Origin of the sequence: uncultured Phocaeicola sp. (genome assembly GCF_948499155.1) — a bacterium.
Lineage (GTDB): Bacteria > Bacteroidota > Bacteroidia > Bacteroidales > Bacteroidaceae > Phocaeicola > Phocaeicola faecalis.
On record NZ_CAOOSE010000004.1, the window covers coordinates 19,373 to 35,600 of the forward strand.

14 protein-coding genes are annotated in these 16,228 nt (G+C 38.9%); 11 read left to right on the plus strand and 3 right to left on the minus strand.

Features of this window, described 5'->3' with window-relative positions; translation table 11 throughout:
• Nucleotides 1–253: 253 nt before the first annotated feature.
• Nucleotides 254–4,219: a two-component regulator propeller domain-containing protein gene (locus tag QYT14_RS04470; protein WP_288324184.1), complete on the minus strand. Its 3,966-nt coding sequence runs from the start codon at nt 4,217–4,219 to the stop codon at nt 254–256.
• A 1,154-nt stretch (nt 4,220–5,373) separates the two neighbouring features.
• Here QYT14_RS04470 and QYT14_RS04475 point away from each other — a divergent pair.
• The 4 genes from QYT14_RS04475 to QYT14_RS04490 are packed head-to-tail and all read left to right on the plus strand — an operon-like array spanning nt 5,374 to nt 9,738.
• Nucleotides 5,374–6,768 carry an energy transducer TonB gene (locus QYT14_RS04475; RefSeq protein WP_288324185.1) on the plus strand — a complete coding sequence of 465 codons (1,395 nt, stop codon included), beginning with the start codon at nt 5,374–5,376 and terminating at the stop codon, nt 6,766–6,768.
• A gap of 36 nt (nt 6,769–6,804) precedes the next feature.
• Nucleotides 6,805–7,650 carry an energy transducer TonB gene (locus tag QYT14_RS04480; RefSeq protein ID WP_288324186.1) on the plus strand — a complete coding sequence of 282 codons (846 nt, stop codon included), beginning with the start codon at nt 6,805–6,807 and terminating at the stop codon, nt 7,648–7,650.
• An 8-nt stretch (nt 7,651–7,658) separates the two neighbouring features.
• The gene (locus QYT14_RS04485) at nt 7,659–8,825 is read left to right on the plus strand and encodes an immunoglobulin-like domain-containing protein (RefSeq protein WP_288324187.1); all 1,167 of its coding nucleotides are present in this window, start codon (nt 7,659–7,661) and stop codon (nt 8,823–8,825) included.
• A gap of 10 nt (nt 8,826–8,835) precedes the next feature.
• The gene (locus QYT14_RS04490; RefSeq protein WP_288324188.1) at nt 8,836–9,738 is read left to right on the plus strand and encodes an energy transducer TonB; all 903 of its coding nucleotides are present in this window, start codon (nt 8,836–8,838) and stop codon (nt 9,736–9,738) included.
• A 281-nt stretch (nt 9,739–10,019) separates the two neighbouring features.
• On the opposite strand, the gene QYT14_RS04495 is transcribed toward QYT14_RS04490, so the two are convergent.
• The gene (locus tag QYT14_RS04495) at nt 10,020–10,358 is read right to left on the minus strand and encodes a hypothetical protein (RefSeq protein ID WP_004326694.1); all 339 of its coding nucleotides are present in this window, start codon (nt 10,356–10,358) and stop codon (nt 10,020–10,022) included.
• A 1-nt stretch (nt 10,359) separates the two neighbouring features.
• Nucleotides 10,360–11,130: a LexA family transcriptional regulator gene (locus tag QYT14_RS04500; protein ID WP_004326695.1), complete on the minus strand. Its 771-nt coding sequence runs from the start codon at nt 11,128–11,130 to the stop codon at nt 10,360–10,362.
• A gap of 771 nt (nt 11,131–11,901) precedes the next feature.
• On the opposite strand from QYT14_RS04500, the gene QYT14_RS04505 reads away from it, so the two are divergent.
• The 7 genes from QYT14_RS04505 to QYT14_RS04535 all read left to right on the plus strand — a co-directional run bounded on the left by QYT14_RS04505 (nt 11,902) and on the right by QYT14_RS04535 (nt 16,222).
• Complete coding sequence (locus QYT14_RS04505; RefSeq protein ID WP_004326696.1) at nt 11,902–12,105, plus strand: hypothetical protein; 204 nt, start codon at nt 11,902–11,904, stop codon at nt 12,103–12,105.
• Entirely contained in the window at nt 12,102–12,353 is a 252-nt protein-coding gene (locus QYT14_RS04510) for a helix-turn-helix domain-containing protein (protein WP_004326697.1), read from the plus strand. The genes QYT14_RS04505 and QYT14_RS04510 overlap by 4 nt, the downstream gene beginning before the upstream one ends.
• Before the next feature lie 385 nt (nt 12,354–12,738).
• On the plus strand, nt 12,739–13,440 hold the full coding sequence (locus QYT14_RS04515) for a hypothetical protein (RefSeq protein WP_289307035.1): 702 nt from the start codon (nt 12,739–12,741) through the stop codon (nt 13,438–13,440).
• A 73-nt stretch (nt 13,441–13,513) separates the two neighbouring features.
• Nucleotides 13,514–14,482, plus strand: coding sequence for a PD-(D/E)XK nuclease-like domain-containing protein (locus tag QYT14_RS04520; protein WP_130056669.1), 969 nt, complete (start codon nt 13,514–13,516; stop codon nt 14,480–14,482).
• Complete coding sequence (locus tag QYT14_RS04525) at nt 14,479–15,387, plus strand: recombinase RecT (protein ID WP_004326700.1); 909 nt, start codon at nt 14,479–14,481, stop codon at nt 15,385–15,387. Before QYT14_RS04520 ends, QYT14_RS04525 begins: the two co-directional genes overlap by 4 nt.
• Nucleotides 15,387–15,611 (plus strand): hypothetical protein, encoded by a 225-nt coding sequence (locus QYT14_RS04530; protein WP_004326701.1) that lies wholly within the window; start codon nt 15,387–15,389, stop codon nt 15,609–15,611. The genes QYT14_RS04525 and QYT14_RS04530 overlap by 1 nt, the downstream gene beginning before the upstream one ends.
• Nucleotides 15,608–16,222 (plus strand): hypothetical protein, encoded by a 615-nt coding sequence (locus QYT14_RS04535; protein WP_289307339.1) that lies wholly within the window; start codon nt 15,608–15,610, stop codon nt 16,220–16,222. Before QYT14_RS04530 ends, QYT14_RS04535 begins: the two co-directional genes overlap by 4 nt.
• Nucleotides 16,223–16,228 lie beyond the last annotated feature (6 nt).

The following is a 16,228-nucleotide window of genomic DNA, read 5'->3' on the forward strand; positions in this document are numbered from 1 at the left end:
GGTGTCAAAACTAAGTTAAACCAAAGAAGAACTTTTAATCTGAAACTTGAGCATCCTAAAAAGCAAGAGAAAGAGCCGTATCATTACTCGAGACAGAGTTGGATACGGCTCTTTTAAGTTTGGTGAGGGTGTGTCGAAACTTCCCTTTTATCGAATCACCCTCGCTACAACGACTTGTGGCGGGGGTGGTATGAGAGTTTTGACACCCTCATAATATAGACTCCCATTCCTGCTTTTCATTCCTATCTCATGTTTATTCTTTATCCTCTTTTCCATATTTGCTGGGACTTACATTGAAGCGTTTCTTAAATACTTCTCTGAAATATTTGCTGTCGCAGAATCCTGTCATTTCTGCTACTTCCGTAATCGAATACTTTTTTTCCTGTAATAATTGCGCAGCCATATTCAGGCGGAACTCTTTGATATAGTCGGCGGGAGGCTGTCCGGTCAATGCTTTCAGTTTGTTATAGAAACTAGTGCGGCTCATGTTATGTAATGAGCATAAGGCATCTACGGTGAAGTCTGTATTATCAATATTATTTTTAATATTGTTCTTTACGTCGGTGATGAACTTCCAGTCGAGTGCGTTGGCTCCGGCCGGCAGCAATTCGGGTTTCTCAGCACCGAGTTTAGTGGGCATCGCATATTTCTGTTGTAGCAATGCTCTGTTTGACAGTATATTGGACAGTCTTGCCTTTAGCATTTTGATGCTGAATGGTTTGGTGATATAAGCGTCTGCACCGGTTGCCAGTCCGCCTAGAATAGTCTTTTCATCATTCAATGCTGTGAGTAATACGATAGGAATATGTGATGTCTCAATATTTGTTTTAATGGCTGCGCATAACTCGTCTCCGCGCATTTCGGGCATCATAATGTCAGAAAGAATCAAGTCAGGCCAAAATTCTTTGATGATAATCAGCGCTTCTTTTCCGTTGCTGCAAGCCTGCACGGTATAAGCTCCCGAAAGCGATGTGGTGAGATAGCTGCGCAATTCATCATTATCTTCTACGATGAGCACGCGTTGCAATAGTGCGACTCCAATCATTTCCTCTAGTTCTTCGGGCGTTTCTGCCGCTGTCTCTTGTTCGATAACTTCTTTTACCGGCAGTTCCTGATTCGGCTCTACGATGCTGTAATGATGCAGATGCTCGTAACCTTTATGGAAAATAAGCCTGATGACTGTTCCCTGGTGCTCGGTGCTTTCGATATTGATTTTCCCTCCATGAAGCTTGACTAATTTCCATACCAGCATCAGACCGATTCCGCTGCCTGTTATTTTGGAGTTGACAGCATTGCTGCCACGGAAGTGTAGTTTGAATATTTTCTTTTTTTCTTCGGTAGGAATGCCAATTCCCGTATCTGTAACCTTGACTTTCCAGGTGTCTTTGTTATCGGTGACGCAGACACTTACATGGCCGTCATCGGGAGTGTATTTCAAGGCATTAGATATGATATTCTTCAAAATGGAATCCATCTTTTCTTTATCAAACCATACTTTCATTTCCTTGAAATTGCTTTCGTAAGTAAAGTCTATATTCTTTGTGACCGAATAAGAATAGAAACTATTGCACAGGTTTTGCATATAAGCATTCAGTTCAAACTCGGCTATGTATAGCTTTGGGGAATAAACTTCGGTATGTTCAAAATTGATTAGATTGGTGGTCAAACGTAGTAGGGCGTCCACATTTTTCAGAGCAGTCTTCATGCTGTTGAGTCCGCTTGGGGTCAATTGTTCTTTGTCACTCAGCTCTTCCAATGGGGCTTTAATCAGAGTTAGCGGCGTGCGCAAATCATGTGCCGTATTGATGAAGAATTGGGTTCTTTCATCTGAAATCTTTTTCTGTTTTCTCAGATAGATAATCCTGGTAATGATAAAAAGCAAGAGTATTCCCAGCACTATATAGCATAGTATAGCCCAGAAGCTGAGCCATGCCGGATGTGCGATGATGACATCGATGGTGCGTTCTTCGAATATGACATTCTGTTCCTCTTTAGACACAGCACGGATATGCAGTTTGTATTTTCCGGGTTTCAGATTGGTAAAACGAATCATGTTTTCTGTCCTTGGGGGGCTCCATGCAGTATAGAAGCCTTCCAGTTTCCAACTGTAGAGCACATTGGAAGGAAAGTCGTAGTTGATGGTCGACACCTTCAGTGAGAAAGTATTCTGATTGTGAGTAAGACGCAATACTTTTGTATCGTCGATATCCTCTGTCAAGGGAGAATTTTCTTCACCGGGGAAGACAGGCTGATAGGACAATTGGAAATCACTTAGAATGATTTTGGAAAAGTGATAATGGGGAAATTTGATATTCTTGGGAAACTCGATGGCACCGTCGATGCTGCCAAATATAAATCCTTTGTCTTTGAGCAATACACCGGCAGAAGCATTGAAATTGGCAGACATTAGTCCTTGCTCTTTGGTCCAATTGTAGAATAACTTGTCTTTGGTGGAAAAGCAGGTGATACCGTTTTCCGTACTCATTATGATATTTCCATCTGCTTCGGGCAATATGGTGAAGATGCTATTGGTGAGTAGTGCGCAATTACCTGTATGGAATTGTTGGAAGGTATTTTTGTCGGGATTATAAATTATTACACCGGAGCCATTGGTGCCGATATACAATAATCCGTTGGAAGCCTGATAAAGAGTATTGATGTAAGTGGACTCCCCGGGAATTTCGATATATTTATATTGGCTTGTGTTTTTGTCCAGCAGATACAGGCCGGTGGCAGTACCAATCCACATGTGGTCATTGTCTTTTTCTCTGATAGATGTAATTGAATTTACACCGGGGTATAATTGTACCTTGTTGTTTTTTAGGTCAAAGCATTTTAGATTGTAATACCCTCCGGACCAGATATTTCCTTCCGAATCTTTTATCATATCCCTGATGTATTTGTCGGGACGCATATTGAAAGGGGTTAGCAGAAAAGGGGAGAAGTACTCTACGGAAAGTGCTTTCTTGTTGATTTTGTAAATACCGGAGGTGTATCCTCCTGCCCAAATCACTCCGGGAGTAACTTCGCACAAAGCAATGAATATATGGTTTTTATCTTTGAGCTGTTTGTCAAAAGAACTCAGGAATGAATGCCATTGGCGCGTCTTGGTGTTGTAAAGGCTGATGCCGTTGCTGGTGCCAAACCATAAATCGCCTTCACTATCTTCGATTACAGTATGCACATGGTCGTTAATCAGAGATTGCCTATTGCCCATGGAATGTTTTATCCAGTGGTAGTTTTGATAGCGGCTGTCCACGATGGTGATTCCCGTAGGATAATTGGCAAGCCATATTCTCTTTTGCTCATCCACATAGATATCATTGATAATGTTTCCCATCATCTCGTTGTTACTTTCATAGTTGGCGGTGAGATAAGGCTGTATCACACCACTGTTGGCCTGAATCTTGTAAACACCCATGCCTTCGGTAGCGATTAAAAGTTCATTTTCGTTCAGGGGGCTGATTTGGGTAATATTGACATCGCTCAAATCTGTTTCAGGATGAAGAATTTGGCGCGTGGGCAAATCATAGGCAAAGATGCCATTCTCGAATGTGCCGATAAACAGCCGCTTCAACGCTTTGTGATAATAAAGCTTGCTGATTTGACCTTTAATCTCATCCAATGGCAGGATGGGAATTGGCTGTAGCTCATTGTCATCCATACTACAATAGCGTAGCCCCTTCTCTGTCGCAATAAAGAAATGGGCATTGTCCGACTGCACCATAGAGGTAATGTTGCTGCGCAGCGGGTTGAAAATACGTGCGACTTGATTACTCTGCGTATTATATAATGTAATGGAATCTTTGCCACATAGCCATACATTGCCTTGGTTGTCTAAATAGCTGTATGGGACAGACTGGGATAAGTTGGCCGGTTTATAAGTGAGTGTAAACCTGTCAAATTGATGTTGGTATTCAAATATTCTTCCGGTTTTGCCTACAATCCATAAGTCTTCTTTCTCTCGGAACAGCCATGCAAGGCGAATTTGTGCATCTCCCTTATTTTCTTCGTCAGCTAATTTATAGTGCTTTATTTCTTTACCATTATAGCGGTCCATTCCCTCGTTAGTAAGAAACCACATATATCCTTTTGAGTCTTTCTGAATATTGAATATTCTTCGGTTGCTCAATCCGTCTTCTATCCCTATGTACTTGTACGTTTGACCCATAGCGATAAAAGGCAGTAAAAAGAACATGAATAATATATTTCTTTTCATGTTAATTTTGATTTTCAAATATATAAACGTAACAATACTGGTGTGCTAGTTTACAAAGTAAGAGAAAAAGAATAGAAGATACAACTAAAATGTTTCCTAATTAAGAAACTGTTTTGATTTTCTCATTTTATGAATCAGCGACAAAAGTCTGTGGCAAGTATTGGGTGTGGTTTTTCACTCCGGAATCAAAAATCGGTCTCTTCCTTTCATTTACCGCTGAAACGCCCTGTTGGTAGGCATTGCGGCAATGAATGGACATCTTGTGTTGTCTTTTCAGCCTCCTTTCATCTGTAAGACTTTTTTTGATAGTGTGTGAATGCTGAAGGCAGATTTGGAGAAACTTGGTAAACGCGGCTGAAACGAGGATGAGGGGGTGCTCTGTCATTCTTAACCGATTGATAATCTGGGCGCTTTAATTAAAATGTAAGGATGAACGGAAAGAAGGGATGAACGGAAAAGAAGATGGCCGGAAAAGAAGGGATGACCGGCTTAGTGAGGGGATGATTCCATCTGCCCCTACGTGAAAAAGATGCCGAGCTTTATTAAAAAGATGCCGAGCTTTTCTGAAAACACAACGACCTTTTTTAAAAAGATGCCGAGCTTTTCTGAAAAGATACCGAGCTTTTCTGAAAAGTTCAAGGTCTTTTTACTGCATTCAGTGTGAGCTACCTGTTTTTTATGTGCACTTCAACCTGTTTTTTATGTGCACGTAGGCATGCATCAGTCCAGTACACTTCAACACATACGGTGGCATCAGCTTACACGTATATACGCGTAAGCCTACACGTACGTACGCATCGGGCTACACGTACGTACGCATGAGCCTGCACGTATATATGTCATAGTGTCATGCTCCGTGCACATTGACGGGATGTCACTTCTTGAATGGTTCGAGATGAAATTCCAAGAACTCAAAGAAAAACTGAGTGTAAGCAACACCCAAAAAGAAGAACCAAGAAGGGGGTTGGGAATGTAGAAACACCCTAATGTGCAAGCTATGTTTTGCAATAAGAGCATTTCTACTTGAAAGCCTCTATCAGAAAATGGTTTGACTGAATGATTTACGGAAATAAAAGTGCAATTTTGATTGTTAATGAGTTGCACTTTTATTATTTTTGTAGATGCATTGTTTCACTCTATAAATAGTCCGAACTATGAAAGCGATAAATTTATGCTTATTGTGTTTGTTACTGATAGGATGTGCAAACAAGTCTAAACAAGAAAAAGTTCCGCAAGCACTCATACATAACGGTATAGAGATTAATGATACATTGAAAGCCATTGTAATAGACACTACTATTGTTTTGTTTCCATATTTATTACCTAAAATAAAAGACGCAAAAGAAATTTATTTAGCACTAACAGAAAAGCCCGAATATCCAGGTGGAATGCATGAACTTATAACATATATACAGAATAGTATTCAATATCCATCAAATGCTTACAAAACAGGAAAACAAGGAAGAGCCATTGTACAAGCTATAATAGACACAGATGGCTCTATTATTCAACCATCTATCATTTATGGTGTAGATTCTCTTTTGGACAAGGAAGCATTACGGATTATCCAATCAATGCCTAAATGGAAACCGGGTAAATATCATGGGAAAACAATAAGAGTGAAATATCATTTTCCTGTTACTTTTAGAATTACTAGTAGCAATGCAAATTCCGCCCTTTCTCTTACTGATACGAAAGTGGCTTCTAATATACATTGGGGATTTCTAATAGATGAAAATGAAGGAATAACTAAAATCTATTTTAATAAACACATCAATCAGATGTGCCGTGAAAAAACCGAAGACATTTTATATAACAATACAAGTATTTTCAAAGGGAAGGTTTATATTTCTATTGATAATCCTAAATTTGAACTGACTTACGACGAGGCAGTGTTCTATCGTGAAGACCGGCAAGGGAAATTGCATAAAATATCTCAAAACGAACCTGTTTATAAAGAGTCTGTTGCCTTGATGTTTGAAAAAGGGAAGGCACGAGAAGTGAAAGTTGATTTACCAAAGAATTGCCCTACTGGAGATTACTTGTTAAAAATAAGACTTCATAACGAACAAGGGGACTACTACGAAATATGTAAATGGTTTGAGGCATATACGTCCAAACAGGTTTCCCGGAGAAAGAAGCCCATTCCTGTAGGTCCCGGATATGCCCCAGTCATAGGGGAGGACATAACGGAAGACAACGAAGATGATGTATTTGAAGTGGTGCAAAATATGCCTGAATTTCCCGGTGGCGGTTTACCTAAATTAATAGAATTCATACAACAGAATGTCAGATACCCCCAATCGGCACTGCAGAGCAAATTAGAGGGCAGAGTTATTGTACAAATTGTCATAGATAAAGACGGCAGTGTCATACGACCCAAAATTCTACGTAGCATTAATCCGGTTCTAAGTATTGATAATGCTTTTTGTGAAGAAGCATTACGCATAGTTTCAATAATGCCTAAATGGAAACCGGGGAGCCAACATGAAATTCCCGTAAAAGTAAAATTTACATTTCCAGTAAGATTTACCTTGCCAACTGATTAAATGTTTAATAAATGTAACTCAATAAAGACGTATCGTATGAAAATGAATATTTTGTTATGTATATTGACATTTTGCACATCTGTTGTTGGCTGTACAAATAAGCCTAAACAAAAAGAGACTCCACAAGCTCCTATAAACAATACAGTCGGAATAAATGATACACTGGGGATTTCTCTGTACCCCGAATACACAGTCTATTCCACGAAGCAGAAACAAATCACTTTCGTATTACACAATAATAGCGGTACTGATATTGGCTTTGGAGGATACTACAGCTACACTTATGAAGATGAAAAAGGAATATGGAGGGATGTTCCTATGCAGCTTGTCGTTTTTGACGTAGAATATGTACTTATACAAGGCGATAAATATTATTACAATGCAGAATTATTCAGGCATACTCCCGGTAGTTATCGTTTTTTTCTTACAGTAAGAAGATATAGTAAAGAATACACTTTAATGGCTGAATTTCAATTACAAAATAATATGGTTGAACTATTCAAAAGACATCCCTATAGTCAATTGAATGACACTTTATTGCTCCCGGAGGAAGAAGCCGTTTACCCACCAATCTATAATGTAATCGACCAAATGCCCGAATTTCCCGGTGGTATGGATGCAATGTTACAATTCATCAATGATAATATGAAATATCCAACCAAAGCACAAACGGACGGAATACAAGGAAGGGTTGCAGTTCAGTTTATTGTAGATGAAAACGGTTACATAATAGAACCTAACATTGTGAGGAGTGTTGAGCCTTCTTTAGATAAAGAGGCACTACGTATCATAAAAATGCTTCCTCAATGGAAACCCGGCACACTAAAAGGGAAAGCGGTAAAGGTGAAATATACAGTTCCTGTAGCTTTTAAACTCAAATAACAGCAACCATGAAACATTTATTACTCGTATCATTAATACTACTTAGTTCTTGCCATTCCACTACTTCAAAAAAAGGGCAAGAATTTGAAACAGATAGCATTCCACAGCAAGAAGAATTGTGTCCAGACAGTATATCTGAAACCGAACCTGTTTCGTTGGAAGAAAAACAAGAGAAATCATCCAAAGCAATCCCCATACTGCAACCCGTTCCCCGTGATATTCCGACAGGAGAAGCTATCAGTTCCGATTCGCTTTCCATGAAGACAGAATATGACTATTACCCATTATCCACAACGAAAGTAAAGGTAATTATCACCAATCACTCCCACTATGAATATAGTTGTGGGGAAGGCTACAGCCTTGCTTATTACAATGAAAAACAAAAAGTGTGGGAGATATTGCCGACCAGTCCTATAGTCAATAGCATTCTATGGATATTCCCATCAGGCTACTCCACCCATGAACAAACCATCGAGCTTTACACAGCTGAAGCGCCAAACCGCGCAGGCAGGTATCGCATCTACAAATCATTCAATGGTGATACCAAAGTAGCTTATGCTGAATTTGAGTTAGTAGATAAAAAAGGGGTAGAAAAACTTCGCCAACAGATTGATGATTATTGGGGTAAAAATGCAAAAATATCCAATGACACAACCGCAAGAAACATCCATTCCACTTGGATACAAAATGATGATGGAGATACTATTTTTGTGGGCTTAATGAATAACACACCGCATTATCAAGAAATGTTCAGAAAAAGAGTTGTAAGCTATTCGGCAGTCAGTCATGGTAAGATACAGCAAGGCATACCTTTTATTCAACCGACATCTTCTGATACCATGCGGATAACTATGCAAACCGAGCATTCCGTTTATCCTGTGGGAACTGAAACCATATCAGTGGAATTAGCCAATGGAAATTCAAAAGACTTATTTTTGGGAGAACGATACAACGTAGCACGTAAAGAAGGAAACCGTTGGATATTACTTCACGATGGCGGTGCATGGAATGACATTGGCTATGGTTTAGGACAAGGAGATGCACACCTGTTTACTGCAAGACTTCGTCCGATTGTTAATGACAACAAGCCAGGGACTTATAAAGTAGTCAAAGAAATAGGCTTCAAAGGTTCTTCTCAAAAATGGTATATGGGCGCAGAATTTAGAATTGAATAAAAATAATAACATGAAACCATCACTGTTTTTTATATTGTTTATGCTTTGCTTCTATCCTTCCGTCACTTTAAAAGGGCAAAATAATAAAGCAGATAGTGTTTTTTTATGTGAGAATATGGAAGCGCATTTAGACAGTATTTGGCGTAAAGAGAACATTTGGAATCTTGGCGTGGCAAAAATAACAGGAGAGCCTATTAAAGACCTGTCAACCATAGAAGCTCCCAAATGGGCAAAATGGAGTTATAATTTGGAAGAGTATTTTGTTTCTCAAATGAAATATCCAAAGCATTTATTAGCGAAGAACCAAGTAGGATATTCCGTAGCAATGTTCTCCATCGATACATTAGGATTACCACGTAGAATTAATATTTTAACAACCATTCATAAAGATTTCGACAAGGAGGTCATTAGACTTATCCGAGACCTTCCTCATTGTTTGCCATGCCGAGATAAGAACGGTAAGCGAATAGAATGCCTTTATACGGTATATGTTCCATTTTTACCACAACAATATAGAGATAGGGTGATAGCTGATAGCATAGCAGAAGAGGAGTTAAAACATTGTTTTGTGGAATGGGAAGAGCAAGCGAACTTTCAAGATGGGAAACGATGGTCGGCTCAAAATTATATTTACCAAAATCTCACGTATGATGCTAGTTTATTAGGTGAGCTGCAAAAAGCCAAAGGAGTGTATAAGATACATATTGATTCATACGGAGAGATAAAAGAAGCGAAAACGCTAAGAAGCTGCGGAATACCACAGTGGGATGAAGAGGTGATACAAATTATCAGAAACATGCCAAGATGGACGCCAGCAATGCATCATTACGGAAAAGGGAAATATAAAGATGCTATATGGGCTATTCCCGTAATTTTCGAAAATCACCATTCTCCTCACAACGTGATAGAATAAGTACCTCATTTCGTTTTATGGTTTATACAAAAGCTGACAATCAAAGACAAATGCGTCAATTCGTGGGAGCAAAAACAGCTTTCAAAAAGTCCTACGGATAAGCCACGTGAGAACTGCCGGAAACCGCTTTTTTTGCCGAAGCTGGGAAAAAGAAAAAGCTCTGAAATTCAATAATTCCAGAGCTTTACTTTCGCGGTGCGTACGGGACTAACACATTTTGCTATTATACTGATAATCAATAAAATACTTATTAAAAATATATTAATGGTATCATATTTATATCATCTCCGCTTATTTTCTTCTATAATTTTATGCAGTGCTTCTATCTGCATCATCGCACCTTCATAAGCTGCTTTGTAGTTGACATTCGCATCAATATCCGTCTCAATCATATTCCCTTTGCCAGTACAAAGCCACTTCACATTCAATTCCGGGAACTTATCCACAATACGAGCTATTATATCAGTTCCAATAGCCCCCTTCCCGTTCCTTATGGAATTATAAATGTATCTATTTGATAATTCACAATAAGCCTCAAACGAGTTCTCACCTTTGACAACTCCCTTATCACGTGCATACCTTGCAAATTTTCGTAATCTGTCAATAGCCCTTTCTTCCATATCAAATAATCTTTTGACTTATTATGCGTAATGCTTGCCACATCCCCCTTATTTCTCTTCTCTCGACATCTAACTGGCCATGCTTGGGGTTATCAGCCTTTAAAGTCAGCACATTATCCAAGAAAAGACTGTTTTTCAATATCCGCTTGACTGAAAGTGTTTTCCCATACACAATACTCACAACTCCTGACGCGCTTTCCCACAAACCTTCTTCTATTTTGCGAGCAAGAATTTTAGCTCCGTCCGGTATAGTTGGCTCCATGCTGTCACCACGTACTTGAAAGACCATATAAGAATCATCAAGCACTTCACCTTCTTCCGGCATGACACCATAAGAATCAATTTCATAAGCTGTGTTATATAAGCTTTCGACAAATGAAGCCGCAGCATCTATCGGAACATATTTTACTTTTACAAGAATATCTTGAAGATAAGGAGCTACTTTACTAATCGTAGAGTCTGATTGCATTCTCGCATTTTTCAGAGCATCCCTAATATCCTTCTCCGAAGGTTCTATCTGTCCTGATGGAGTCTTTGCAAACAAACCTTCTCCAGTATATAGCCATGCTCTGCTCACATCATACTTCTCACAAAAAGCATCAATTGTTTTTTTACTTGGTAACTGAATCCCTTTTTTTATACTGGTAAGAGTTGATTCACTGGATATAATATTGTCTTTCTTCAATTTATACCCACTCAAACCACAATATGAAATTGCTTGCAAAAACCTTTTTGAGAGATCACTCAATTTTTTATCGTCAACTTCTTGCATACTTCATAAATTAAGTAGTATATTTGCATCCGTAATAGTAGCAGTATTACCACATAAATTGATTAAACATCCTATTTGGAGTTTATATATAGAAATCTGTAAATAGCTGCTACCTATTTGCGGATTTTCTTTTTCTCCACATTGTGTAATCGGCGGTAGGCCGCATAGCGGAGAGACAGAGGGTTACACTCTTACAACTCAATACTGCGAAAGGCGTGCGATATTGAGAGGCAAACGAAACCGGGATGCCTGCACAGCTACAAGTAAGCGAAAAATCCGGGAAGTCGGGTAACTTGTTAATGCCCGGCCAGCTAAGAACGGCGTACTTATACGAACGAGACATTTCTTATGCTGCATATAGCAAAAACGGGAAACCGTCTAAGGGCTAACTATGCAGCAATCCAGCACCTTACCGAATGAGATCGTCTTTTACTTCTTCAATTATTACAATACTAATAGAACGACATTACTTTTTTTTTCAGAAAGCTTTCTTTTTACGCAAGCCTCACTTGTATAACATTTTATAAACCAGCAACTTATATTAAAACATGTTTTATAACATACGATATACTACAAATTTTATGAAGTATTTTATTGTACTTCTGAAAATATGAAGTATATTTGCAACGTCAAACAAACAAAGAGTGTAAGTTTGAACAACAAGAAAGCTGGCGACTTCAAAAGCCACTTACTACATATCTCATTGGCAAATGTAGTTGTTAGCTTTCTTTTATGCAAATTTTTTTGTGGAAAATTTAAGTAGAAAATAGTATGAAAGTAACAAAGAAAGATATTCTAAGTATTAAAGCTGGTTCTTCCAAAGTAATGCAGCTGGATTCTTACAAGGATTGCGTCAATGCAAGAAGCTACGCCTATCAATTAGCTTTTACTGATCCCCGTGAAGACGTTGAAAGATATTCAATATCCATCGACAAAGATAAAAATCAGATAACCATCGAAGCGATAAAGAAATGAACCGTTCAGATGCCAAAATGATTGCAGAAGAACTGCACAAGTTTATTCGCAATGATGTGAGAAAGGCTGTAACTGAAATGGCGACTGCTGAAACCGAAGAGTATTTGAATGCCAAACAAGCTGCTGTATTTCTCGGATGGAAGTTGCAAACCTTATATAATCGAATACATGATATTCCTCACACCAAAAATGGCAAGAGTCTCATTTTTACCAAATCAGCTTTGAGAAAATTCATGGAAAGAAAATAATCCCGGACGGATTTGGCCGTCTTTCCGGGAACTAACAAAACGTTCTTTGACATATTGTATAGTCTGAACAAATAAAGACTTAAAACAAGGTTTACTGCTTATCTAAAGGGCGAAATAGACCGACAAAGTAGCCAAAGCGGATTAGTGAAAAGAGTGTGAATACGGACTGCCAACAAGAGGATGCAGCACACGAATCACTAAGTTATCAAAAACAACTTATATTATGACAAAGTAAACGTAGGGCGTTTATAAATACATTCTTAACTGAATAGATACTTTAAATGATATATATACCCGTGCTTCGCAAGAAGCGGTCACCGCTAAAAAGCTACGGCCAACAATCCACCGGAACGCGGACGGGAACACATTTTTAAATGCTAAAAGTATGAAAGGGATTACAGAAATGACCGAGCAAGAGATTCTTGCGTTGACGGAGGAAGATGTACAGAAAATGATTAAACTCCACATGATGGAGGAAGGTATTAAAATCATGGATAAACCCAAAATTCCCGAATTATTTGAAATTGAGCCTGCTGATATTCAGTACTTCTCTATTCCGCTTTTGGATGGTTTTGCGTTTACTGACATTAATGAAGCGACTAAGGTTGCTGAAATTCTGAAAAGCGCGAAGTCATTGCGAAAGGTTGATTACGATTGGAATAAACTTGGGAGTGATTACAAGTTCCTTAAAAAGAGTGAGAGATACAAGTTTAATGGGAACTCTGATTTTGACATCATTTCAGGATGGGCTTATTCGGATGAACTATATGCTAAGATTTCAAACTTTGCCGCACAGAACAAGGTTATGAAAGAACAAGCAGCAAAAGACCAAAAGGAATATGACGAAAAGATGCAAGAAGCGTCCGGCATCATCTCGGAGATAAGCGGATGGGTTAAGGGGGTCAAAGTTAAGTATGAGCGATTGAATAGGCTTACTTACAAATTCGCAACAGACTATTATCCCCTTTCCGATCACAACGAGGATATGGCAATGAAATTTATGGCTAAAGCCTATTCTTTTACAGATGAAGAAAAAGAATACATATTACAGAATTACAAAAAATTACTATCCACAAGTGATGAATAAGTTTTTTTTAGTTAGTTATTGACTCCTTGCTTGCGAAAGTAGGGAGTTTTTTGTAAAACTCTAAATTCATTATATGAGTAATATAGAAGATACAATTTACGATCTGCCAAATGAAGAATATCACAAGGGAGAAAAATTCAAAGATTTCCTAAGTAGTACGCAGATTAAAGATTATATGGTGTCCCCAAAGTTTGCCCGATACAAGGCATTGCACCCTGAAATGTTTGAGATCAGTATTGAAGCTTCTGAAAAAGGCTCGCTATATCATGATGCAATGGAAAGCCTTGTTAATACTGGAACACTTGACAAATGGAGAAACAATCTTCTTGTATTTGAGCCACCTATAAATCCTAAAACTGGCTGTCCGTATGGACGAGACACCCAAAAATATCAGATTGCACTAATCGAGGCCAAAGAATCAAATCCGGGTAAAACGTTGACAAGCACAACCGATATACAATTGGTTGAAACAATGGTTTATGAGCTTCTTAATAATTGTCGGGACACCTCCAAACAGATCAGGCAGATATTAAAATGGGGAAAAGCCGAAGTTAGCCATTTCGTTGAATACGAAGGATGCAAGTTCAAATATCGCCCTGATGTGGAAACGGCCAAAAAAATTGTTGACTGGAAAACATTGGCGGTTGATGATCTTCATGAAGAAACAGTTAACCGGACTATCGCCAAATTTCATTACGGTATTTCGGCAGCCTTCTACCAGTTTTTTGAACATGAACGTACTGGAGTATGGAAGGAGTTCTACTGGGTTATGCAACAAAAGACAGCTCCCTATGACGCAGTATTTGTCAGTGCAGCTAACTGGGCTTTCCATTTGGAAGACGGAATTGTGAAAATGGGGGCAAGCGCATTGGCATTCAAGAAATTGTTAGACCAGCATGTTTACTGTACACAAAACAATGATTTTGACGGTGCACAGATATTTATTCAGCCGGGATTCAAAGGACGAAGAATAATGATACCTGACACACCTGCATTTGAAAAGAACAAGATGTTTAACTTTTATAATAATCAAGAACAATGAGTAAAACAGAGAATCAATCCCCCCAACAAGGGAACTTGGGAATGGAACAACACAATGCTCCTTCACCAACAAAAACAGAACCGGTCTCCCCAACACCTTCCACACCACAACCGCCCGTTCCTTCTGCCCCACCAGCCTTTCCAGTACAACTGAAAGGATTGGAAAGCTGTTTTATCTCCCCTAAAAAGGCATTTATAGCAGCTGGTGGCACAGAACAGCAATTTGCCCGTGAAGTCAATTTCGCTATGCAGGCAATGTTGAATAATCCTTATTTGATTGACTGTGCCCGGCAATATCCCGATCATCTTGTCGAAGCAATCAAAAACGTTTCTCTTACCGGTCTGACGCTCAATCCTGAACTAAGGTTGGGGTATCTTGTACCGTACAAAGGCAAAGTGAAGTTCCAAGCTTCATACATGGGTAAAGTTGATATTTTGATCCGCACCGGTGTTGTAAAAGATATTTATTCTGATTTGGTTTATGCTAATGACGAGTTCAGCATGACAAAAGGTACCGGTGGCACTATCATCCACAAACCCAATGTATTCGGAGAACGTGGTGATCTTCTTGGAGGCTACTATTTTGCAGTCTTGACTTCCGGTGTTGTAAAATTCGATGCAATGCCCAAAGCACGTATTGAAGAAATAAAAAGTCGTAGTGAGGCTGTCAAGAAAGGCAAGCAATCCCCGTGGGACACAGACTTTGAAGAAATGGCTCGAAAAACAATCGTGAACTGGGCTTTCAAATTCCTGCCCAAAACCGGCATTTCAGATTCCATGATTAAAGTTCTTGAAACAGAGAGCCAGTTGGATGATGAAATGTTTGAAGACTGGAAAAAGGCACAAGGTCAGAAACCGGACGATTTTGAGGAAGACGATACTCCATACGCAGAAGAAGTCAAGTAATGGATTCATGTGAAAAAATTAGTAACAGTATCACAGCGGCTAAAGAACTGATCGAAAATGAAACACGTTCTTTGGCTGCTTTACATAAAGCAAAACAGCTTGAAAAAGAGCTTCATAAATCCGGCAAGTTGTTTCGTATTCCTACAATGAACGGAATTATAGAAACAACCTGCCCGGAAAAATACATAGAATACAATAACCAGTTTAAAATCAAATTAAAATGAGAACAGTAACAGTTGAAGTGCCCGAAGGACACATGGTAAAAATCGTGAAAGAAGAAAGTATGCAACCTACTCAAAAAGTTACGGGGGGGGGTAAATTTGAATTTGAGGGTGAGACATTCATCCCCGGTGACGTAATTATCAATCCGAATCGCGGAGGGGGCAGCATGATGATTCTTTCTGAAATTAGAGAAGAAAGACCACTCTCTTTTTTACCGGCAATTAAAGTACCTTTCGGCCTTGTCACCTATGTTCCTTCCAATGATGAAGGTAACAGAGTTTTTGTAAGACTCACACCCGAAGCTGGTATCGGAGGCATGAAGGGATTCCGTAAAGCTACGGAAGAGGAAAAGGCAAAGATGCTTGCCGCCATGAAGGAAGAAAAACATTACTCCTTCAATTTTGAGAAGTTACAGCCTGAATATATCCCGACTGTCGGCGATGTTGTTATTGTATGGGATGATAATAGCAAAGAAAATGCGGTAGTCGGTGTCATGAATGAAATGGATAAAACAGTCAGGCCATACAAGATAAATGATGGTACTTGGTATGGGAACTGCGACAAGTTCGTTTCAGAAGAACAATATAAAAATTTGATTGATGGGAAAGAGTAAATCTAA